A 21,520-nucleotide genomic window follows, 5' to 3' on the forward strand; every position below is an offset into this window, starting at 1 on the left:
TAAGTGTATTCAGTTTCACGAATATAGGCAATAAGTTTTATATTACATTTGTGTTACAAAAATCTAAAGGCTTAATTTACAGTTTTATTTTCCCTATAAAAATAATAATGGTAAAAATTTCTTCTGGTCTATTAGATGTGAATCATAACAGCAGATTCCCAAAACAATTGTTGAAATATTTGTTCTAATCTGACATTATGGAAGTAGTTTGTTGGTGAATCACCATTCAGCAGAGGGAGGAAAAATAATGTATGCGACACTCGGAAGTATATTTGACCATACGGTTTCCCTGCACCCGGAACGTGAAGCGTTTGTCGATTTAAGAAGAAATAAGCGCTGGACGTATGCGCAGTGGCGGGATGACGTACACCGCTTGGCGAATGCGCTGACGGCAGCTGGGGTCGCTAAAGGAGATCGCGTTTCCACGTATCTTTTCAATAATCAAGAGCTGGCGACTGCATTATTTGCCTGCGCCAAAATCGGCGCAATTTTCAACCCGATCAACTTCCGTCTAAAAGCGGAAGAACTGGCATTTATCTTAGAAGATGCCAAGCCTGAAGTGGTGCTGTTCGAAGAGGTGCTAGAAGGCGTCGTACAGACCATAGCGCCGCAGTTTCCGGCGGTTCAGTTCTGGACGATCGACGATAAGACGCCATCGTTTGCAAAAAATTATCACGAACAGATCGCAGGAGCATCGACGGAAGATCCGGGTGTGGAAATGCATGAATCGGATACATACGCCATTATGTATACGAGCGGAACGACAGGGCGTCCAAAAGGCGTCATCCACCGGCACCGCAGCATGGCCGAACAGAGCATGATGTGCATTGCGATGCTCAAGACGACCAAAAACGATGTCGGTTTGGTCGCGGCACCGATGTTCCATTGCGCGGAGCTGCATTGCAATATCATTCCGCGCGTCCAGGCGGGCGCATCGAGCATTATCATGCACCAATTTGATCCGTTTTTGGCGCTGGACACAATTGAGAAAGAGCGGGTTACAGTAATGTTTGCGGTGCCGACGATGTGGAGCATGATTGCCGAAATCGATGGCGCGCAACAGAAAGTGAAGAGCTTGACGCGCGGTCTTTACGGCGCTGCCCCGATGGCACCTGTGCTGGTGAAACGCGTCAAAGAGGTACTGGGCATCGATTTGATCCAAGCTTATGGACAGACGGAAATGGGCCCGGCCATCACCTTTTTGTCGGAAGAAGACCAGCTGACGAAAGCCGGCTCCGCCGGACAGCCTGCTTATAATCACGAAATCCGCGTCGTGCGGCCGAATGAAGACGGCCCGTCGGAACCGGAAGATGTGCTCGCGCCGTTTGAAGTCGGAGAAATTATCGTACGCGGGCCGAGTATGATGGAAGGGTATTTCCAACGTGAAGACGCGACAGAAAAAGCGCTTTATAAAGGCTGGTATCACTCGAGTGACTTGGGTTATATGGATGAACAAGGTTATTTATACGTCGCTGACCGCGTCGATGATATGATTATCAGCGGCGGAGAGAATATCTATCCCCGTGAAGTGGAAGATGCGCTTCATGGCCATGACAAAGTACATGATGTGGCAGTGCTTGGCGTTCCGGACGAGAAATGGGGCGAATCGGTGTTGGCTTTTGTCGTCTCGAAAGATTCATCGCTGACTGAACAGGATCTGGAAGAATACTGTGTCAGTCACGAAAATCTCGCGCGCTACAAGCGGCCGCGCTCGTACCGTTTTGTCGAGGAACTGCCGCGCAATGCCAGCGGGAAGATCCAGAAATTCCTGCTGCGCGAACAATATCGAGAATGATCGTCTTGGATAGGCGGCAAGAAAAGAGGGGCAAATATGGTGAAGATGAAGCCGGTGGAAGAAACGATCATGGGAGTGCTTGGCATCGAACTGACGGAGCAGTCCGCTGAACGGATTGTCGCGACAATGCCTGTGCATGCAGCGACGCACCAGCCATTCGGCTTATTGCACGGCGGAGCGTCTGTGGTTCTTGCGGAGACGGTGGCAAGTTTCGGGACCTGGCATGCGATTGACCAGCAAAACGAAATTGCGGTCGGTCTGGAAATCAACGCCAACCATATACGCGGGAAGAAAGAAGGCGTCGTGACAGCTATCGGCACGCCGCTTCACAAAGGACGTACGACGATGATTTGGGATATTAAAATCGTGGATGAAGAAGAGCGGCTCATTTGCGTGTCGCGCTGCACGGTAGCGATTGTCCAAAAACCAACTGAATGATGGCAAAAGGCCGGACCTCGTGCTGAGGCTCCGGCCTTTTTAGCCGCTCTAGGCATTAAGTCAACAAGGCGGCCATGATATAATGGAATAACAAGGAATCCGGGGTTCGGAAAGGCAGTGACAGGTTTTGAAGAGAGAAATTATGCAACAGAGCATTGCGCTATTTGTCGACAAAGGCTATAGCGCCACTTCGATACAGGATATTGTAGATGCGCTCGGCGTGACAAAAGGCTCTTTCTACTATCATTACAAAAGCAAAGACGCATTGTTGATGGACATCCATCAGCAATACATCGATGAATTGCTCGCCAGGCAGGAATCGATCCTGCAGGGCGCGGCGCCGGCAACAGATAAACTGGCAGCGATTGTCTGCTTATTAATTGGCGACATGGAAAAGCAAGGGCCGATCGCCAATGTCTATTTCCGTGAACTCCGTCATTTAAAAGAAGAAAACGCCAAAACGATCCGTGCAAAACGGGCGGAATTCCGTGAACAGATCGAGTCGGTCCTGCTGGAGGGAATCGAAAGCGGTGAGTTCCGCAAAGAGTTGAATCCCAAGATGACCGCTTTCGCCGTGCTCGGCGTGACCAATTGGAGTTATCAATGGTTCCAGCCGGGCGGTGAACTGGCTACTGATGAGCTGGCCCAACTTTACACCGATTTCATCCTTCACGGCATTATGCCAGCGCAATCTAAAAAGCCGTGATCGGTACACCCGGATCACGGCTTTTGAATGCTTAATCTTGTTCCGTCTTCAGTAAATGGTGTTTCAGTTCCATGCCGCCCCGAAAGCCTGTCACATCGCCATTTTTCCGGATTACCCGGTGGCACGGGATAAAAAGGAGCAAGGGGTTTGCGCCCACTGCAGAAGCGGCTGCACGGACAGCTTGCGGTTTGCCAATGCGCTCAGCCAATTCAGAATAAGAAATGGTTTGTCCGTAAGAAATTTCCTGCAAGGCTTGCCAGATGGAGCGTTGAAATTCAGTGCCTGCCACATCAAGAGGCAGCGAAGATGCTTCGCGGGAACCTGAGAGCCAAGCTTCGATTGCATATTGATATTCCTTTAGCTCTTGTTGGTCTTGGATGAAATCGGCGCTTGGAAATCGTTTTGCGCAATGCTGCTGCATTTCAACAAGGCCTTCGCCCGGCGAGCCGACATAACAAAGGCCTTTGTCGCTTTTGGCGAGAAGCAGCCGAAATCCGCGATGCTCGGCGTAAGCCCAGCGGATGGTCTGTGCCATAGCCATCATCCTTCCATATTTTAGTTTCAGTATACGCTCCATACAGCCATTTTTCAGCAAGCAGATTTCCTGTTTGAGCTTATGAAGAAAGGGAATACGAGGGATAAGACATAAGGAGGGATCTACATGGCAAGAGACAAAAACAAAGAAAGACTGGAAGAAGAGCGCCGCGAGCAAGAGTTGCGTGAAGAACAACAGGCTTTTAAGGACAGTGCCAGAAACCTCGACGAACAGAACCAAATGACCGATACACAGAATCAGCAAAAATAAGGCATTCATTAAAACCAGCCCGTGCATCGGATAATCCGGTGGGCGGGCTTTTTTCACTATTCGGGCAAGCGTGGTAGTATGGTACATAATACTTTTTAGGAAAGAGTGGTTTTCATGTTTGACACCCTTGAACAATTGATGGAAGAAAAAGGAATAAACAGCAAGCGTTCGGTCGCATGGAAGAAAATCAGTGAAGAAGAACAGCTATCGGAAAGATTTCTCGCTGATAATGCGCGCAATCTTCATTGGCAGCTGGTTTCCAAGCATCAACCACTGTCCGAAGGGTTTATCCGCCAATACAGCGGCTTTCTTTACTGGGATGAAATCCTCCGCCACCAGCAAGCTTCGGAGCGTTTTCTGGAGGAGTTTTCGGTGTCTGAGAAATGGCAGCCTGAAGAAGGCCAGTTATCTCCAAAGCAGTTAAAAACTTTGGAAGCGCATAACCAGCCTTTTGATGAACAGGAATACTGGAAGCTCGTATCCGCAAAACGCTTATCGCCGATGTTTATTGAAAAGCACCAGGACCGGGTCGATTGGCAGATACTGAGCGACCAGCAGGCATTGCCGATGACCTTGATCGGCCGCCATGCAGATAAAGTCGACTGGCTCGCCGTGACGCGCGGCCAGAAATTGACGGAACGGTTTATCGAAAAACACAAAGGCCAAGTGGAATGGGAAACGCTATCGTTCCATCAGGCGTTGTCGGAGCGGTTCATCAATCGGCATAGCGATAAGATGGCGGCGATTTCTGCAGAACAGCCACGCTCAGAAGCTTTTCTCTATATGCATCTGGAAAAGATGGACCCGGAGACAATTCTGGCGTTTCAACAGATTGGCCAGGCAGTGGAATACGAAAGCTTTAAAGTCTATAGCATTTCCCGTAATAGCCGTAAAAAATACATTGTGGAGTTCTATCATTACGATGAACCGGATTCTCCGCGTTTTCTAAAACTGGACGATGAAGGCTTTTATGATTTGCTGGAAGAGTACGAGTTGCAGGACCATATTGAAGCGGATTTCCCGGAACTTTTGGTCATCGAAGAAATGCGCTTTTGATCAAACGCACCCAATTGCGGGTGCGTTTTTTTTATTGGTTGAGAATTTTCCTGGCCGCTGGCAGGCTTGTGTTTTCCGGCATCCCGTTTATAATGGGAAGAAAAATTGAAAGTTGGGAATATGCATGGCGATGACCGATTTGACGATTGCAAAAGAAGCGGCTATCCGGCCGATCCAGGAAATTGCACAGCAAGCTGGGATTGCGGAAGACGCTTTGGAATTATACGGGAAATACAAAGCGAAAATCGATGTGAATAAATTGCCGAAAACCACGAAGGACGGAAAAGTCGTGCTTGTCACGGCAATCAGCCCGACACCGGCAGGCGAAGGAAAATCGACGGTGACAGTGGGACTTGCGGATGCATTAAAACAAAGCGGCGAGTCAGTCATGGTGGCGCTTCGCGAGCCTTCTCTCGGGCCGGTCATGGGTGTTAAAGGCGGCGCGACAGGCGGCGGTTTTGCGCAAGTATTGCCGATGGAAGACATCAATCTTCATTTCACGGGCGATATCCACGCTATCACGTCGGCGAACAACGCGCTCGCTGCCTTGATCGATAACCATTTACACCAGGGGAATGCGCTTCGCATCGATCCGCGGCGCATCACATGGAAGCGCGCACTGGACATGAACGACCGGGCGCTGCGCCACGTGACGATTGGTCTCGGCGGCCCTGCGCAAGGCGTGCCGCGTGAAGACGGCTTTGATATTACGGTTGCATCGGAAATCATGGCGGTGCTGTGCCTCGCCACTTCACGCGAAGACTTGAAAGAACGCTTGGCCCGTATGGTCATCGGCTATACGTATGACCGCGAGCCGGTCACAGTACGAGATTTGGAGGCACAAGGTGCGCTTGCGCTTCTGTTGAAAGAAGCATTCAAGCCGAACTTGGTACAGACGATCGAAGGGACACCGGCAATCATTCACGGCGGCCCATTCGCGAACATCGCCCATGGCTGCAATTCCTTGATGGCGACGAACACAGCGAGAAGACTGGCGGATGTCGTGGTCACAGAAGCAGGCTTCGGGGCGGACCTTGGCGCCGAGAAATTCATGCACATCAAATCACGCAAAGGCGGCTTCCATCCGGATGCGGTCGTCATCGTTGCGACGGTGCGTGCGCTGAAAATGCACGGCGGCGTGGATAAGAAAGAGCTTGGCGCTAAAGATGCGGATGCGGTGCGCCGCGGCATCGTCAATTTGGCGAAACACGTGGAGACGATCCGTCAGTTCGGCATCGAGCCGGTCGTAGCACTTAATCGCTTCACCGGAGACAGTGATGCGGAACTTGCGCAAGTGATGGACTGGGCGGAAGCGGAAGGAGTCGCGATTGCCCTGACGGAAGTATGGGGCAAAGGCGGTGCTGGCGGGCTTGACCTTGCGGCACTTGTCAAACGCCAACTCGATAATGGCGCTGATTTCACTTATCTGTACGCAGAAGAAGATGCCGTCGAAGAAAAGCTGCGGACGATCGTGCAAAAAGTATACGGCGGTGCGGATGTCCAGTTGACCGATAAAGCGCAGAAGCAATTGGCCGAACTGAAGAAATACGGCTGGGACGCGTTGCCGATCTGCATGGCAAAGACTCAGTATTCCTTGTCGGACCAGCCGAAACTGCTCGGACGCCCGGAAGGCTTCACGGTGACGATCCGCGAATTGATCCCGAAACTCGGGGCAGGCTTCATCGTCTGCCTGACAGGAGATATCATGACCATGCCAGGCCTGCCGAAATCGCCTGCTGCACTCAATATGGATGTGGCGGAAGACGGGCAAGCGCTCGGATTGTTCTGATGACAGCCAGCGTGCAAATTGTGGATTATGTCGAACAAGGCCAATCCCTTTATATTCAATTGAAAGTAGTGGATGCAGAGACTGGAACGGCAGTTGAAGGCGAGGTCCGTTTTCTTGGGGAGCTGCTTTACGGGGAATTGATCCACGAAAAAAAGTCGCCGCTGACGGACGCGGCGCGGATTGAAACGATCGCTTATTTGAAAACCCACTTCGGAAGATGATTTCCGGGGAGGGTTTTTCTTTTGTTATTTCGACTGAATATTCAATTATTAATGGTTGGTTTCATGGCGATTGTGCTAAGGTGAAAGAAATGAATAGCCTGAATGAATAATCGATTCAAAAAGGAGCGGTTGCCATGAAACTGCAGTCTACACGAAGCCAGCAAAAACATTTATCGGTGGCGGTGTATAACGGGGGATTTGCGCTTGTGCGGGAGATGCGTTATTTAAAATCAGACGGACCAGTAGAGGAAGTGCAATTTTTGGACGTTGCCGAACGGGTGGAGACCGATTCGATTATTGTGAAAGGGCTCGATATCCTGGAGCAGAATTACGATTATGACCTGGTCAGCAAAGGGAAATTATTGGAACGCTATATCAACCGCAATGTCCATGTGCGGAACAGTGACACCGGGGAAGAGTGGGAGATGCGCCTGCTCAGCGTGTCGGAATGCATCATCGGCGAACGGGCCGATACGAAAGAAATCGTTATCGATCCGGCGGGGGAACTGATTCTCCCGGCATTGCCGGAAGGCTTATTGCTGAAGCCGGCACTGGTGTGGAAAATAGCGCCAGCAGCGGTGGACCAGGAAATCAGGGTATCGTATTTGACAAAAAGCCTGGAATGGCATGCCCATTACACATTGGAAATCAAAGACGACGGGTTCCAATTTGACGGCTGGATAAAAATTTTGAATCACAGCGGCGCGCATTACGAAAAGGCAGAGCTCGCTTTGGTGGCTGGGCATGTCCACCGGGAACAGGAAATGAAGAATGGTGATTCACCGATTTTGTATTCGCGTATGCAAGAGTCATTGATTACAGCGGAAGCTTTGCCAGACCGCCTCGTTTACAGGATCAACCGGCCGGTCACCGTCATGAACGAACAGCTCAAGCAATTATTACTATTCTCGGCGCACGGCGCACAATTCAAGCGGGCTTATCAAGTGAGGTCAGGCGATACCCATGCCGATATCCAACTCGAATTTCCCAACTCTAGCGAAAACGGGCTCGGCATGCCGCTGCCGGAGGGGGTGGTGAAAGTATACGAAGCCGGGGATTCGGGTGAAACGTTTTTCACGGGCGAAGGTCGAATCGAACACACAGCGCCTGGGAAAAACCTGCGCGTCTATATCGGAAAAGCGACGGACATCACGAGCGACAGCCATGAAAAATTGCGTGAAAAGCATGGCGTCCATGAATACATCACTTATGTGTACAAACTCGAAAATGAAAAGACAGAAAGCATCCGTTTACTGGTCGAACACGTTATAGTTGAGCCCATTTGGGAAATGGAATCGTCCAGCCACGATTATGAACGGAAAAGCAGTTCGAAAGTGGAATTTGTCCTCCGGATCCAGCCTGAGACCACGGTTGAATTGGAGTTCACGTACAAAGTCGACAAACGGCGAGAAGAGCGAGGCTATTAGAAAAAGGAGGAGAACAATATGGAAGTCGCATCAGTCAATGGGCGCATACATGTCAGAAACTTAGCTACAAGCATACTCGTTCCGGTCGTCGGCGGGTCGATTGTCGGAGCGCTTGCCAATAGAGGCACCCGCGAGCAATACGAGCGGCTAAAAAACCCTTCGTTTGCGCCGCCGGGTTGGGTGTTCCCGGTCGTCTGGACAGCGCTATACAAAATGATGGGCGTCGCCAAATACCGTGCGCAAGAAACGGCCAAACCGCTTGGGCGGGAGCGGCAGGTGCTGGCCCCGTATGAACTTCAGCTCGGCTTGAATTTCCTGTGGTCGTTCTTGTTCTTCAAATGGGGATTACGGGGAACGGCGCTCGTTGAAATGGCGGCATTACTCGGTACAATCATCTGGGCAGCGTATGAATTCTATCAAGTCGACAAGCTGGCCGGAGGTTTAATGGTACCCTATATTGCCTGGGTGGCGTTTGCGCTTGGGTTGAATTATTCATTCTGGCAGTTGAATAAATGATCGTCCGAAGTGTCGGAATCCTCAGCGGTTTCGGCACTTTTGTCTATTTTTTGACCTGCTTTTAAAAAAGTATTTCAAACACTGCAAACTGTTAAAAAATTATGATGCATAGTGATAGAAAAACGACTACAATGAAGGAAGTTGACAACGTTCGAGGCATGGCCTTTTTGGGACTGTTGAAATCAACGCAGTTGAATGGTATCAGGAGGGAAATCAATGTTAAAAGATGTGTTTATCGGCTTGTCTCAAAACCGTCTCCTTACGGCTGCGGCCAAAAAGTACGGCTTGAAATTGGGGGCCCAAACTGTAGTGGCTGGGACCAATATCGAAGAGACCATTAAAAGTATCCGCAGTTTGAATGCGCAGGGAATCAGCGCTACTGTCGATAACCTGGGTGAATTCGTTTTCGAAAAGGAAGCAGCGCTCGAAGCGAAAGAGAATATCATGGATATGATTGAAGCAATCCATAAGAATAAAGTCGATGCCCATATTTCCTTGAAACCGACACAGCTCGGTTTGGATATCGATTATGATTTCTGCCTGGAAAACTTGAAAGACATTGTCGCACTTGCCCATAATTACCATATGCACATCAATATCGATATGGAAGATTATGGACACGTCCAGCCTTCTTACGATCTTTTGAATGCGCTTTCGAAAGACTACGATAATATCGGAACGGTGATCCAAGCCTACTTCTTCCGTGCCATGGACGATTTGCAGGAACATAAAGACTTCCGCCTGCGCATCGTCAAAGGCGCTTACAAAGAGCCGGCGGATGTGGCTTACCAGACGCGTGAAGAAATCGATGAAAACTTCATCAAGCTGATCGAGTACCATTTGCTGAACGGCAAATTTACGTCGATTGCGACACACGACCATAACATCATCAATCATGTTGAGGCTTTCATCAAAGAACATGATATTTCATATGATAAATTCGAATTCCAGATGCTTTACGGATTCCGCAAAGAATTGCAGCGCGAGCTCGCGAATAAAGGCTACAACTTCTGCACATACGTGCCATTCGGCGATGACTGGTATGCCTATTTCATGCGCCGGTTGGCAGAGCGCCCGCAAAACTTGAATCTGGTATTCAAGCAAGTGTTCACGAAAAAGAACAATATTGCCATCGGGGCTCTTGCCGGGGCATTCGTGCTCGGCCGCGCTACCAAAAAACGCAAGTAAACAAAAGCGTCTCTTCAGGAGGCGCTTTTTTCAATTCCTAAAATCTGGAGGTGTGTAGGCATGTACAAAACGACCATTACGCCGCGTGTCTCTGAGACTGATGCGGTGGGACATATCAACAATACGAGTTTGCCTGTCTGGTTCGAAGCCGGCCGCAATCCGCTCTTTGAATTGTTTACGCCGGACCACGATTTCGCCAAGTGGAAAATGGTCATTGTCAAAACGACACTCGACTTTACCGGGCAAGTATATTTCGGAAAAGACGCCGAAGTCCATACGTGGATCGAGCGCATCGGCAACAGCAGCCTCGAGCTGTACGAGGAGCTGTATCAGGAAGGACGCTTATGCGCAAAAAACCGCGCCGTCTATGTCAACTTCAATCTGGCACAGCAGCACAGTGAGCCGATTCCAGACCAGATCCGCGCTGAATTGAGCAAGCATCTGCGTGAGACGAACGAAAGCAACGAGGGATTCTGAATAGTTTTTTAATTAATGCGGCTCTTGAAAGGCCATTTGGACATGCTATAATAAGTCCATTCAAAAGAATATTCACTCATATAATAGCGGGGATATGGCCCGCAAGTTTCTACCGGTCCGCCGTAAACGGACTGACTATGAGAAGCAATGGAACGAAAAGAAACCGCCTATTTCGACAGGCGGCTTCCTTTTGCGTTTCCTTTCGGGAAAGCCCGGAGGACCTTGCTCCACTCATGGTTATGAATGGATGCGTGTCCTCCGGGCTTTTTTGCGGGGGATGCGGGAAAAGGAGCGGAAAACATGAAGCAGTTGGAAGAAAAGATTCTAGCGGACGGACGGGTTTTGTCCGAAGCCGTATTGAAAGTTGATTCGTTTTTGAACCATCAAATCGACCCGGCCTTGATGAAAGCGATTGGGGAAGAGTTCGCTTCCCGTTTTAAAGCAGCGGGAGTCACAAAGATTTTGACGATCGAATCGTCAGGCATTGCGCCTGCAGTTATGGCCGGCCTATCGCTCGGCGTGCCGGTCGTTTTCGCGAGAAAGCGTAAATCGCTGACCTTGACGGATGGTTTGTACACAGCTCCTGTCCATTCCTTTACCAAGAATGAAACAAACGATATCTCCGTGTCTCATGACTTTCTTGCCGAAGGTGATGTCGTGATGATCATTGATGATTTCCTGGCAAATGGCCAAGCGGCACTGGGCTTGCTCGATATCGTCGAGCAGGCTGGCGCCGAATGTGCAGGCATCGGCATCGTCATTGAAAAAGGATTCCAGCCAGGCGGGAAATTGCTGCGCGATAAAGGCATACGCGTAGAGACCTTGGCAAACATCAAACGGATGGAACCTGGCCACGTGGAATTTTACGGGGAGGTGCCGAACTGATGAAAAAAGCATTCGGGGAAGCGGCACTCGGCCTTCAACATGTCCTGGCGATGTATGCCGGAGCGATTCTCGTTCCTTTGATTGTCGGGGCAGCGCTTGGATTGACTTCTGAACAATTGACTTATCTTGTATCGATCGATATTTTGCTGTGCGGTGTTGCGACGCTGCTGCAAGTGTTCAATTCCCGCTATTTTGGCATCGGCTTACCGGTTGTGCTCGGCTGTACCTTCACGGCGGTCGGCCCGATGATTGCCATTGGCGGCCAATATGGCATTTCGGCAATCTATGGCTCGATTCTCGTTTCCGGTCTATTTGTCATTCTCGTTTCCGGATTTTTCGGCAGCCTCGTGCGCTTTTTTCCGCCGGTCGTCACTGGTTCAGTGGTCACCATCATCGGCATCACGCTCATTCCGGTCGCTATCAATAATATGGGTGGCGGGCAGGGGGCGGCAGATTTCGGTTCACTCTCCAATATCGCATTAGCGTTCGGTACCTTAGGCTTTATCATTTTTCTATATAAATTCTCGCGCGGATTTATGCGCGCCGTATCGATACTTCTAGGTTTAATTGCCGGAACGGTGGCAGCCGGGTTTATGGGCAAAGTCGATTTCACACCAATCGCAGAAGCGTCGTACTTCCATATGGTCCAGCCATTTTATTTCGGGATGCCAACGTTTGAGTGGTCTGCAATCCTGACGATGATCCTGGTAGCGCTGGTATCGCTCGTCGAATCGACAGGGGTCTATTTCGCGCTCAGCGACATCACGAAAAAAGAAATCCAAGAAAAAGATTTGGCGAAAGGCTACCGTTCTGAAGGATTGGCGATTTTCCTTGGCGGGATTTTCAATGCGTTCCCGTATACGGCTTACTCGCAAAACGTCGGGTTGATCCAAATGTCCGGCGTGAAGTCCCGCAGGATCATCTTCATCGCGGCAATCATGTTGATCGTCCTCGGGTTTGTTCCAAAAATCGGCGCCATGACGACGATCATCCCGACGCCGGTTCTTGGCGGGGCGATGATCGCGATGTTCGGCATGGTTATCGCACAAGGCATCAAAATGTTGAGTGGCGTCATCTCAGAATCGCAAGAAAACTCCATGATTGTCGCTTGTTCAGTCGGCATCGGGCTTGGCGTGACGGTCGTTCCGGAATTGTTTGCGTTATTGCCTGCAGGCGTCCAAATCTTGACGAGCAACGGCATCGTTGCCGGAAGCTTGACGGCGATTGGGTTGAATATCGTATTCCATATGATTCCTTCCCGCAAAAGAAAGCGCGAGGCGCAAGCGGTACAATCCAATCAAGCGGTCACACCCCATTAATTAATAGAAAAAAGCTGTCCCTTCGCTTAAAGCGATGAGACAGCTTTTATTTTTGCGCCTGGCTTTTTTCGAGCAGAAATTCCAATGTCTTCTGGAGAGTTTCCTGTCCATCGTTCGTATCCAAGGCGTATTGATATTCATGCTTCAGGTTCTTATCGGTACCGCGAAAGAAGACATCGGTGACATCGACGCCTTTGATGCGCAGGCTATCAGCTAGTGCAACCGATTGCGGCTCAAGCGGGTCGGCATCGCCCGCTGAAATGAAGACGTCCGGATAAGCTGGCGTCACGTGCTGGACGGTCGACATTTCGTGGATATTGCCGAACGTTTCAAAACTCTCTGCGCCCGTATAGGCGTTCAAAAAGGAATCGATATTCGGAAAGCCGGATTCGCGGACCGTCTCCATGTCATATAACCCGCAAAATAATAATGCTCCTCGCAGTTGGGCAGAGGAAACAGCTGGTGATAGGCCCATCGTTTCAGCAAGGTTCGGATTAGTCTGCAGGGCAGCCAGCTGGCTGGCGATCTGCGCGCCGGCGGAATCACCGCCCACAAAAATCCGTTCCATATCGCCGCCATACTGGGCAGCGGATCCACTCAAAAACTTCAAGGCCTCATTTGCCTGGATAACGGGCCCCGGATACAACTGGACTGGCGCCAGTGCATAGTCGATATTGGCGACCAAATAGCCGGCGTTCGCCAGCGTCATGCCATAATCCTGGCGGCTGTCTTTTGATCCGCCGATAAAGCCGCCGCCGTGGATCCATAAAATAACCGGCAAGGGGCCGGTAGCATCCGTCGGATAATAGAGGTCCATGGATGCGTTATCGGACTCATGGTAGGGGATGTCTTTGACCACATTCACATGGGAAGTGATTTCCGCGATGTTTGGAGGCGGGCTATATATGGCCGATCCGATAATCGGCGCAGCTATTTGTTCTTCCGTCAAATGGTTGGCCAGCACAAATCCGGCAGAGGCTAAAAACACCGCTGCAAGAAGTGCCAATATTTTTTTGGAAATGAATCGTTTGCGTTTCATAGGTTCCATCCTCTATGTGGCGAATTCACCGAAATTTCAATCAAGCTTACTGTCATCCTATCATGTGCCGTGCAGCTCCTCAAAAGATTAACTGTCATGAAATTGAAACGGAACTGTAAGGTTTTGGAGGTTCGCCGACGGCCAAATCGGGTATTTAGATGAAAGGCCGATGGGTCATTTCAAGAGTTGAAGGAGGGGTTTTCATGTTCGGATTGAGCGATTTGATAGCACTGGTCATATCTGCATTTATTATTTTGCCAGTCGTTGTCTTTATCCGAGAAGCGGGCTATTTGATCGTCAGTGCCTTGCTTGGCGCGCAGAATCCGCGTTTAACAATCGGTTCAGGTCCCCGAGTCTTCAAGATCGGTATGTTCGACGTGAGAAAATATTATCATTTATATAGTTGGTTTGCCTATGATGATTTAAAGAGGCAAAGCAAATTCGCATATATCATGCTATATGCCGGGCCGATTTTAGCGAATGTGATTGTGGCATTCGTTGTCAATGCACTAGTCGCCAATGGGGTTTTGGACCAATACGAGACTTTCTGGAACCGGTTTGTGTTCTACGGATTCTATTTTGTGCTGTTTGATGCAGTGCCGATGAAAACGGCGAATGGCATGCCAAACAACGGCATGATCATCTATGAAATGCTGCGTTACGGAAAACGCACCGATTTTAACGACGAGCCGTTCTTGCCATCGACAACCGAAGTCGAAGAGCAGTATGAAGAGGAAATGGAAAAGGTAGAAGAGATGAAGGAAAACCAAAAAGACATTATTGAAGATGACGAAGATTACTCAGCAGAACAGCAAGAAAAAGAACGTCGCGAGAAAGAGGATCTTGAAGAAAGCAAGGAGAGGCAGAAAGAGGAATTGAAAAAAGCGAAGAAATTAACGATTAAACAGCGTCACGAAGCAAAAAAAGAGCGCACTGATTGATGGCCGCATGCAATAAGGCTTGTCATGGTATGATAATCATGTCGAAAAAGAGGGAGTGAACGTATATGGGTGAAAGAACGAAAGGAATTCATCATATTACTGCGATCGTCGGAGAAGCACAGGAAAACACCGATTTTTATGCAAGGGTGCTCGGTATGCGCCTCGTCAAGAAAACAGTGAATTTCGACGATCCGGGTACGTACCATTTGTATTTCGGGAATGACCAGGGCTCACCTGGCACCATCATGACTTTTTTCCCTTGGGGCAAAGCCTATCAAGGGAAGGTGGGAGATGGCCAAGTCGGCGTTACGGCTTTCGCTGTTCCTGAAGGCGCTCTTGCATTTTGGCGCAGCCGTCTCGAAAGCTATAAGGTTGCATTCGAAGAGCATCAGCGTTTCAGCGAATCCTATTTGAAGTTTGAAGATCCCCATGGGCTTCAGCTAGAACTGGTTGAGCGTGGGATAGGCGAGGCGAGCGGATGGGTCGGAAGCGGCATTACGCAAGAAAATGCTGTCAAAGGCTTTGCCGGGGCTGTATTGTATACGGCCAACGCCGCCAAAACCGCCGAGTTATTGGAAGAAGTGATCGGCTTCACGCGCAAAGAAGAGCAAGATGATTATGTCCGTTTTGTCTCGGACGGCGAGCTTGGGAACATATTGGATATCAAGCAAACCCGTGTCGGAACTGGCCAGATGGGTGTCGGCACCGTCCATCACATCGCATTTCGTGCGGATGACGACGTCGATCAACTGGAATGGAAAAACCGTGTCGAAGCTTATGGTCTCGGTGTCACGCCTGTCCAGGACCGCAATTATTTCCGGTCGATTTATTTCAGGGAATATGGCGATCTGCTATTTGAAATTGCGACCGACCCGCCAGGCTTTACGATCGATGAAAGTCCAGACGCGCTCGGTGAGGAACTGCAATTGCCGAAGCAATACGAGCAGTACCGAAAACGCTTATTGGCGGAACTGCCGCCAGTGTACGCGCGACCGCTTGAATAGATATAAAAAAGCAGCCCGGGTTTCGATCCGAGCTGCTTTTTGGTTTCATGAAGATTTGGAGAGAGCGCCTTTTAACACCAATTGGATGTTCTGCGGCCTTTCGGCAAGTCGCCTCATGAAATAGCCGTACCAGTCTTTGCCGAACGGCACATAAGACGTCACCTGATACTCTTCAGATAGCTCCTTCAATAAATCCGTACGGAAGCCGTAAAGCATTTGAAATTCAAAACGGTCTTTTGGGATGCCTTGTTCTTTTATATAGTCAATTGCTGCATTGATAATATGGTGGTCATGCGTAGCGATTGAGGTGAACACCGGCTGGTCAAGCCGCAGCTTGATGAGCTTGAGAAAATTGGCATCCACTTCCTCAGCGGATTGATACGCCACTTGTTCACTTTCCTGGTAGGCCCCTTTTACAAGCCGCAGCCTGACGTTTTGAAGTGCTTCCAGGTCTTGTTCCGAGCGGAAAAGATAAGCCTGGATAACGGTTCCGACACTGTCGAATTCTTTTCTTAAAGTATGCAATATATCGAGTGTTGGTTGAAGATGCTCGTAATTTTCCATGTCCAGGTTGATGTATATGCTTCGCTGTTCTGCTTCAGCTGCAATTTCACGGATGTTTTCCAAGCAAAATTGTTTATCGATATCGAGCCCGATTTGTGTCAATTTGACGGATAGATGAGCGTCTACGCCCGCTTCTGTGATAGCTTCAGCCGTCTGGATGATCTCGTTTTTTGCTTGTGTGGCTTCTTCGCGGCTGGTGACGAATTCCCCTAGCCGGTCAATTGTGGCTGAAATGCCATCCTCGTTCAATTCGCGAACAGATGCCATCATGTCCGGAATATCGGTTCCGGCAACGACTTTTGCAGCACCCAGCTGAAAGCCCCATTTTTTGGCTCCGCTGTTCAATAGCCGATTGTTGGACAAAGCGATAAAAAAACTCCTCGTGATTCCCATTACTAGCCCTCCAGTAAAATAAAATATCAATGGCAATCCGCCCGTTGACAACAGCGGATCTAAGCGTGAATTAACCCAGTAGAACCAGCGGGTGCTGAGCTTCTGCAAGGGGCCGTTCTCCGTGTGGCTAGAGCATATCATATAAATGACTGAAAATAAAAACAACTATTGAAATAATTATATTTCTTATTGTGTACCTTCCACTTATTGGGTTTTCATAAACAAATTATTCAAAAAAGTTTTTCTAGAAAATGAAAATCATGTTCTTTAGAGGAAAAGAAAGCCTTTGTAGCCGCAGTTGGAAGGCAAAAGGTGTAAAATAGTCGGTATGTGTTTAAAACTATTTGCATATGCGGAAGGAGGGCTTGCAGATGAGGCCAATAGCAAAAAAAGGATTCACTTTATCTGTGCTTATTTATGCCGTTCTTCATTTCATTCACTATTTTCATGCCAACTCATGGACGGAAGCATTATTGCCGATTGCCGGCTTATTCAGTTTAGTGTTTGCGTTCGGCGTGTTGCCGCTTCGCAAGTTGCAGCTGCAGACATTCCTCGCGGTTACCGCGATCGGTGTGCTGGCGGCGACGAGCCAGAATTTCTGGCAGGATCTGGCGTCAGCGTTCGTCCAGATGAAAAGCCTGATCGCCTTATTGTTGATCGTTCCGATGATCAGCTGGGTGCTCAGGGAAGAGCCTTACATAGAAGAGATCATGAGCTTCGGCAATAAATGGTTGAACAAGAGCCAGACCTTTTACGCAGGGCTGATGGGCATGACGCAGATCATCTCACATTTCCTGTTGTTCGGAGTCGTGCCGATGATGTACAGGTTCATCGATTCATTTTTGAAAGATCATAAGGACGAAGCATGGGAAAATTACAAGGGGACGGCAATTTTACGCGGCTTCGCCTTGTCGACCATGTGGGTCATCAGCATTCCGAGCTTCATCTTCGCGGTTGGGGCGATGGATGCGGTGTTATGGAAGTCGATGCTGCTCGGCCTCGGCGCAGCTATTGCCGGGACTTTGCTGTCGGTTGCCTTTGCGACGGCGGATGAGAAACGCTACGGCAAGGATTTCTCGGCCGTGCTGACGAATGAAATCGATAAAGCGGTGGCGAACTCCCGAAATGCGGGCAGATGGAATAGAGACGTTGCGGAATTCGTTTTCCTGTTCATCTCGCTATTCGGCACGATCTTCATTCTCCACGAATGGACGGGGGCTGACTTTCTTGTCGTCATCCCGCTTGTCATTCTCGTCTGGACCTTCCTGTACTTCCTGCTCAAAAGACGCACAGGAAGCTATGCGCGGGAAGCGGCGATTTATTACAGAGAAGGCGTATCAAAACAAGCCCAACAGTTCAGCATTCTGCTTGCTGCAGGCTTGCTCATCTATGCGCTCAATCAATCGGCAGTCGGCGATTACGTCATCGGGGCAATGAATTATCTGACCGGCCATGTGCCGTTTTTGAACTTGCTGTTCCTGATCCCGTTTATTGTCATCTTCCTGGGCTTTATCGGGCTCGGGCCGCTGCCGGTCATCGTTCTGGTGACGGGGGTATTGGAATCGGCCGTATTGCCATTTCCGCCTGAACTGATCGTCCTTGCAGTGACATCAGGAAGCGTCATTTCCATCATCTTGTCGCCGTTTGTTATGCCGGTGATTATTTTAAGCAGCGTCAACGGCTTGAGCGGCATCCGTAATGGACTGCGCTTCAATTTAAAATTTGCCATTGCTTTCTATATCATGATTCAAATATTTGTCCAGACTTTATTGTATTTCTGGAGTTGAAAAAATGCCCGAAGAGCCTAACGGTTCTTCGGGCATTTTTGGGTCTTCATTGAAAGTAGAGTTATTTTGTCATATAATTTAGAAAATATAGAAAAGGGAGGCTGTCCAGTATCAGAAAGTGCCAGTAATGCTTTTTGGGTCAACTGTTATGCCATTGGAAGGGCTAGCCGTCATTCCAGCGTAGTTGCCTTGATTGATCTTGGCGCAGGAAAGCTATTTGAAAAAAGCGGGCTTATTCGACCTTGCGAAAGCGCAATATGGATAATAGAAAACCCGCCATTCAAGTGCTGAATGGCGGGTTTTTGTGCATCTGTTAAGCTTGCGGCGCATGGATGTCCCACGATAACTTCAACGAGTCAGCCAAATACTCGGCAGCTTCCATGGCTTCAAAATCATCGACTTGGAAGTGGGAGTGATTGGCTGCATAAATCGATTGGCGCTCGCGGAAAAGCTGTTCCATCTCTTGAAGGGTCTTATCTTTAAGGAGCGGCCGTGTTTCCGTCAGCACGTGAATGCGTTCTTTCCAGGAATCCCAGGAAATATCAAAATACAAAACTGTGCAATTTGCCAGGCAATTGCGGCGGTTTTCTTCCTGGAGAAAAGCGCCTCCCCCGACAGAAATCACGAGCAAAGGCTGGCTGCCGAAAGCCTTGATCAATTCCCGCTCCTTGTTGCGGAATACGTTTTCCCCGTAAGTTTTAAAAATTTCCGGGATCGGCAAGCCGAATGCCTTTTCGATTTCTTCGTCGATGTCAATAAAATCGCGGTAAAGCCGGCGTGCCAATAATTTGCCGACTGTCGTTTTTCCGGCTCCCATAAAACCTGTGCAGACGATGCTTTTTTCACGGACGGACAAAGGGAAATTCAACACGACCACTCTCTTTCTATTTTGGATAATCTCAGTTTTCACTTCACCACTTTACCGCACTGCATCAGCGAATTGGAAGGGGGAAGTGAAAATATAAAGAACTTTACATCGCAGCTTGATGGATCATTGGCAGGAGATACAGGGTAAAGAGAAAAAAAAGGAGGGATAGGATGAGCAGCACATACATATTGAGCGGATCCTATGCGACCGCTGAACAGGCGGGTATCACGCTTTGGGAATTAGAGCCCGCTACAGGAAAATTGACAAAACAGGCAGAAGTGGGGGGAGTGGAGCGCCCTTCATTCCTGGCGGCCCATCCAAACGGCACCAGCTTTGTGGCTGTCAGTGAAACAGGCGACGGGGAAGTGGTCGCCTATTGGCTGAACCCCCAAAAAGGCATGATCCAAGAACTGAACCGCCAAAATGCTGGGGGCGACCATCCAGCCCACATCACGATCGACGAAGACGGGCAATGGGCGGTTTCTGTCACCTATTCCGGAGCACATGTTACGGTTCATCCGCTTTCTGCGGACGGGTCAATCGGTGAAATGACCGATTCCAAGCGCCATAAAGGAAGCGGGGCAAATCCAGATCGGCAAGATGCTGCACATCCGCACTCGGCTTTTCAATTACCGGGAACGAATCGCTTCTTCGTCTCCGATCTCGGAATGGACGCAATTGTCCGTTACCGCCTCGACCTGCATTCAGGAACGCTTGAACAGGAAGCCGTGACCAAGACGGCACCAGGCGCAGGGCCGCGTCATCTTGCGTTTCATCCATCCGAAGATTTCGCTTACGGGGTGAATGAACTCGATTCGACCGTTTCCGTTTATGCGCTGGAAGGCAAGGGCTTGAAAGCGGTACAGAACATTTCAGCATTGCCGGAGCATTTCACGGGGAACAATACTGCTGCTGAAATTGCCGTATCGGGAGACGGGCGCTTTGTCTATGCTTCAAACCGAGGCCACGACAGCATAGCGGTGTTCCGGGTGGCACAAGGTTTATTGGAATCGGTTGGCCATGCAGATGCTGGCGGAGCGGGGCCGCGCCACTTCACGCTGGTGCCGAACAGCCCGTGGATCGTTATTGCTCATGAAGAGTCGGGAACGATCGCCGTCAAGAAAATTGGCGAAGACGGGATGCCAGGTGAGACAGCCGACATGGTCGATACGGTCGCTCCCGTCTGCGTACGCTTGCTGAAATAGCAAAAGGCAGAGCCGAAGCCCTGCCCATTCACCAATCGGTTTGCGTTTTTTCCATCAGCCCAAGTTCTTTCAATAACCGGACTGCCGGGCTGTCTTGATTGCTCTCGAACGCTTTTTCCGTACATTCGGAATGCGGCGGGTAATTCAATTCTTGTGCCTGGCCGAGCATCGATTCTTCGAGGAAATTCGTCGGGTCGGATTCTTCGAAGCAAGACGGTGCGATAAACGTGCGATGCGTATGTTCGAGCACAATGCGGCTTTGTGCGGAAGGTTCGTTTTCCTGGGGCATGAAAAACCAGGCAGCCGCAGCAGCGACGAGCACGCATGCGGCAGCGATGATTAGCGGTTTGCGTTTCATCCTTGCGCCTCCTCGACGAGGATTTCCGCATCGCGGACGATATCTTCAACAGGTGGGTTCAGGCCGTCATAGTCTTTCATGATGACGCCTTCGTGGTCGATCAAATAAAACGAAGTGCCATGGATCACTTGTGTGTCATCTTGTGGCTTCTGGGCAATCGTCTTGAAGTTCTCAAGCGCAAATTCGGCGATTTCTTCCTGGGAGTAGCCGGTCAGCAGATGCCAGCTGGTCAAATCGACATCGTAGCTTTCCGCATACGATTTCAAGGTTTCCGGTGTGTCGACGGTTGGGTCTACGCTGAATGAAACGATTTCGACGTCAAGCCCTTGCGCCTGAAGTTCTTCTTGGACGCCTTTCATGTTGGCCATCATCGGCAGACAGACAGTCGTGCAACTGGTGAAGACAAAATCAGCCAGCCAGACTTTTCCTTCGAGGTCGCTGGATCCGAAATCTTCATTATTATGGTCAGTGAATGTGAATTCTTCTGTTTCCCAATTCAATGGGTCGTCAATGCCTTGGCCGCAGGCAGCCAAAAACAAGATGCCAATCAGTAAGAGGCTCAGTAAATAAGTTTGGGCTCGCAAAAATTTCGCGTCCTTTCTATGTTGAAGCTTGTCTGTCTTTAGCCTATTCCAAACCGCGCCTGACGACAAGCCGTTAGATCGGGAAAAATATGAAGACATTGCGACATTCCAGCCGTTTGTGGAATTTCTTGGCAGTCATCGGCATCTTAACAAGG

At 49.6% G+C, this 21,520-nt stretch carries 23 protein-coding genes and 1 riboswitch; of the genes, 17 read left to right on the forward strand and 6 right to left on the reverse strand.

The features are described from left to right. Positions 1-247 precede the first annotated feature (247 nt). The 3 genes from G3255_RS01650 to G3255_RS01660 all read left to right on the forward strand — a co-directional run bounded on the left by G3255_RS01650 (position 248) and on the right by G3255_RS01660 (position 2,939). The gene (locus G3255_RS01650) at positions 248-1,795 is read left to right on the forward strand and encodes a fatty acid--CoA ligase (protein WP_211652996.1); all 1,548 of its coding nucleotides are present in this window, start codon (positions 248-250) and stop codon (positions 1,793-1,795) included. A 39-nt stretch (positions 1,796-1,834) separates the two neighbouring features. Next, entirely contained in the window at positions 1,835-2,233 is a 399-nt protein-coding gene (locus G3255_RS01655) for a hotdog fold thioesterase (protein WP_211655725.1), read from the forward strand. Positions 2,234-2,375: 142 nt separating this feature from the next. After that, complete coding sequence (locus G3255_RS01660) at positions 2,376-2,939, forward strand: TetR/AcrR family transcriptional regulator (RefSeq protein ID WP_249222040.1); 564 nt, start codon at positions 2,376-2,378, stop codon at positions 2,937-2,939. Between the two features lie 31 nt (positions 2,940-2,970). On the opposite strand, the gene G3255_RS01665 is transcribed toward G3255_RS01660, so the two are convergent. Continuing rightward, complete coding sequence (locus G3255_RS01665) at positions 2,971-3,474, reverse strand: methylated-DNA--[protein]-cysteine S-methyltransferase (RefSeq protein WP_249222041.1); 504 nt, start codon at positions 3,472-3,474, stop codon at positions 2,971-2,973. Between the two features lie 126 nt (positions 3,475-3,600). On the opposite strand from G3255_RS01665, the gene G3255_RS01670 reads away from it, so the two are divergent. From G3255_RS01670 to G3255_RS01715, 10 genes are all read left to right on the forward strand, one after another. Next, a complete protein-coding gene (locus G3255_RS01670) occupies positions 3,601-3,744 on the forward strand; it encodes a hypothetical protein (protein ID WP_211652999.1) in 144 nt (47 codons plus the stop codon). Positions 3,745-3,858: 114 nt separating this feature from the next. Further along, the gene (locus tag G3255_RS01675) at positions 3,859-4,800 is read left to right on the forward strand and encodes a hypothetical protein (protein ID WP_211653000.1); all 942 of its coding nucleotides are present in this window, start codon (positions 3,859-3,861) and stop codon (positions 4,798-4,800) included. A gap of 124 nt (positions 4,801-4,924) precedes the next feature. After that, positions 4,925-6,589 carry a formate--tetrahydrofolate ligase gene (locus tag G3255_RS01680; protein ID WP_211653001.1) on the forward strand — a complete coding sequence of 555 codons (1,665 nt, stop codon included), beginning with the start codon at positions 4,925-4,927 and terminating at the stop codon, positions 6,587-6,589. Next, positions 6,589-6,810 carry a hypothetical protein gene (locus G3255_RS01685; RefSeq protein ID WP_211653002.1) on the forward strand — a complete coding sequence of 74 codons (222 nt, stop codon included), beginning with the start codon at positions 6,589-6,591 and terminating at the stop codon, positions 6,808-6,810. Before G3255_RS01680 ends, G3255_RS01685 begins: the two co-directional genes overlap by 1 nt. Positions 6,811-6,944: 134 nt before the next feature. After that, a complete protein-coding gene (locus tag G3255_RS01690; protein WP_211653003.1) occupies positions 6,945-8,237 on the forward strand; it encodes a DUF4139 domain-containing protein in 1,293 nt (430 codons plus the stop codon). Positions 8,238-8,255: 18 nt separating this feature from the next. Beyond that, positions 8,256-8,753: a TspO/MBR family protein gene (locus tag G3255_RS01695; protein ID WP_211653004.1), complete on the forward strand. Its 498-nt coding sequence runs from the start codon at positions 8,256-8,258 to the stop codon at positions 8,751-8,753. Between the two features lie 216 nt (positions 8,754-8,969). After that, complete coding sequence (locus tag G3255_RS01700; protein ID WP_211653005.1) at positions 8,970-9,941, forward strand: proline dehydrogenase family protein; 972 nt, start codon at positions 8,970-8,972, stop codon at positions 9,939-9,941. A 60-nt stretch (positions 9,942-10,001) separates the two neighbouring features. Then, entirely contained in the window at positions 10,002-10,418 is a 417-nt protein-coding gene (locus G3255_RS01705; protein ID WP_211653006.1) for an acyl-CoA thioesterase, read from the forward strand. A gap of 56 nt (positions 10,419-10,474) precedes the next feature. Next, positions 10,475-10,576: riboswitch (purine riboswitch) on the forward strand. Between the two features lie 142 nt (positions 10,577-10,718). Further along, the gene (locus tag G3255_RS01710; protein WP_211653007.1) at positions 10,719-11,303 is read left to right on the forward strand and encodes a xanthine phosphoribosyltransferase; all 585 of its coding nucleotides are present in this window, start codon (positions 10,719-10,721) and stop codon (positions 11,301-11,303) included. Further along, entirely contained in the window at positions 11,303-12,622 is a 1,320-nt protein-coding gene (locus tag G3255_RS01715) for a nucleobase:cation symporter-2 family protein (protein ID WP_211653008.1), read from the forward strand. Before G3255_RS01710 ends, G3255_RS01715 begins: the two co-directional genes overlap by 1 nt. A gap of 46 nt (positions 12,623-12,668) precedes the next feature. Here the strand turns inward: G3255_RS01715 and G3255_RS01720 are convergent, their stop codons facing one another. Continuing rightward, entirely contained in the window at positions 12,669-13,661 is a 993-nt protein-coding gene (locus tag G3255_RS01720; protein ID WP_211653009.1) for an alpha/beta hydrolase, read from the reverse strand. Positions 13,662-13,864: 203 nt separating this feature from the next. Here G3255_RS01720 and G3255_RS01725 point away from each other — a divergent pair, with 203 nt between their 5' ends. Together G3255_RS01725 and G3255_RS01730 are read left to right on the forward strand one after the other, a co-directional pair. Continuing rightward, positions 13,865-14,602 carry a hypothetical protein gene (locus G3255_RS01725; RefSeq protein ID WP_211653010.1) on the forward strand — a complete coding sequence of 246 codons (738 nt, stop codon included), beginning with the start codon at positions 13,865-13,867 and terminating at the stop codon, positions 14,600-14,602. 65 nt (positions 14,603-14,667) lie between these two features. Beyond that, the gene (locus G3255_RS01730) at positions 14,668-15,606 is read left to right on the forward strand and encodes a ring-cleaving dioxygenase (RefSeq protein ID WP_211653011.1); all 939 of its coding nucleotides are present in this window, start codon (positions 14,668-14,670) and stop codon (positions 15,604-15,606) included. 45 nt (positions 15,607-15,651) lie between these two features. Here the strand turns inward: G3255_RS01730 and G3255_RS01735 are convergent, their stop codons facing one another. Continuing rightward, positions 15,652-16,563: a proline dehydrogenase family protein gene (locus G3255_RS01735; protein WP_211653012.1), complete on the reverse strand. Its 912-nt coding sequence runs from the start codon at positions 16,561-16,563 to the stop codon at positions 15,652-15,654. A 371-nt stretch (positions 16,564-16,934) separates the two neighbouring features. Between G3255_RS01735 and G3255_RS01740 the strand changes: the two genes are divergently transcribed. After that, the gene (locus G3255_RS01740) at positions 16,935-18,350 is read left to right on the forward strand and encodes a hypothetical protein (RefSeq protein WP_211653013.1); all 1,416 of its coding nucleotides are present in this window, start codon (positions 16,935-16,937) and stop codon (positions 18,348-18,350) included. A gap of 313 nt (positions 18,351-18,663) precedes the next feature. Here G3255_RS01740 and G3255_RS01745 read toward each other — a convergent pair whose 3' ends face one another. Further along, on the reverse strand, positions 18,664-19,221 hold the full coding sequence (locus G3255_RS01745) for a shikimate kinase (RefSeq protein ID WP_349291401.1): 558 nt from the start codon (positions 19,219-19,221) through the stop codon (positions 18,664-18,666). 167 nt (positions 19,222-19,388) lie between these two features. On the opposite strand from G3255_RS01745, the gene G3255_RS01750 reads away from it, so the two are divergent. Continuing rightward, the gene (locus G3255_RS01750; RefSeq protein ID WP_211653014.1) at positions 19,389-20,423 is read left to right on the forward strand and encodes a lactonase family protein; all 1,035 of its coding nucleotides are present in this window, start codon (positions 19,389-19,391) and stop codon (positions 20,421-20,423) included. Positions 20,424-20,451: 28 nt separating this feature from the next. Here G3255_RS01750 and G3255_RS01755 read toward each other — a convergent pair whose 3' ends face one another. Next, entirely contained in the window at positions 20,452-20,781 is a 330-nt protein-coding gene (locus G3255_RS01755; RefSeq protein ID WP_211653015.1) for a hypothetical protein, read from the reverse strand. Next, positions 20,778-21,365 (reverse strand): SCO family protein, encoded by a 588-nt coding sequence (locus G3255_RS01760; RefSeq protein WP_249222042.1) that lies wholly within the window; start codon positions 21,363-21,365, stop codon positions 20,778-20,780. Before G3255_RS01760 ends, G3255_RS01755 begins: the two co-directional genes overlap by 4 nt. Between the last annotated feature and the right edge of the window lie 155 nt (positions 21,366-21,520).

Source organism: Planococcus sp. MSAK28401 (genome assembly GCF_018283455.1).
GTDB classification, from domain to species: domain Bacteria; phylum Bacillota; class Bacilli; order Bacillales_A; family Planococcaceae; genus Planococcus; species Planococcus alpniumensis.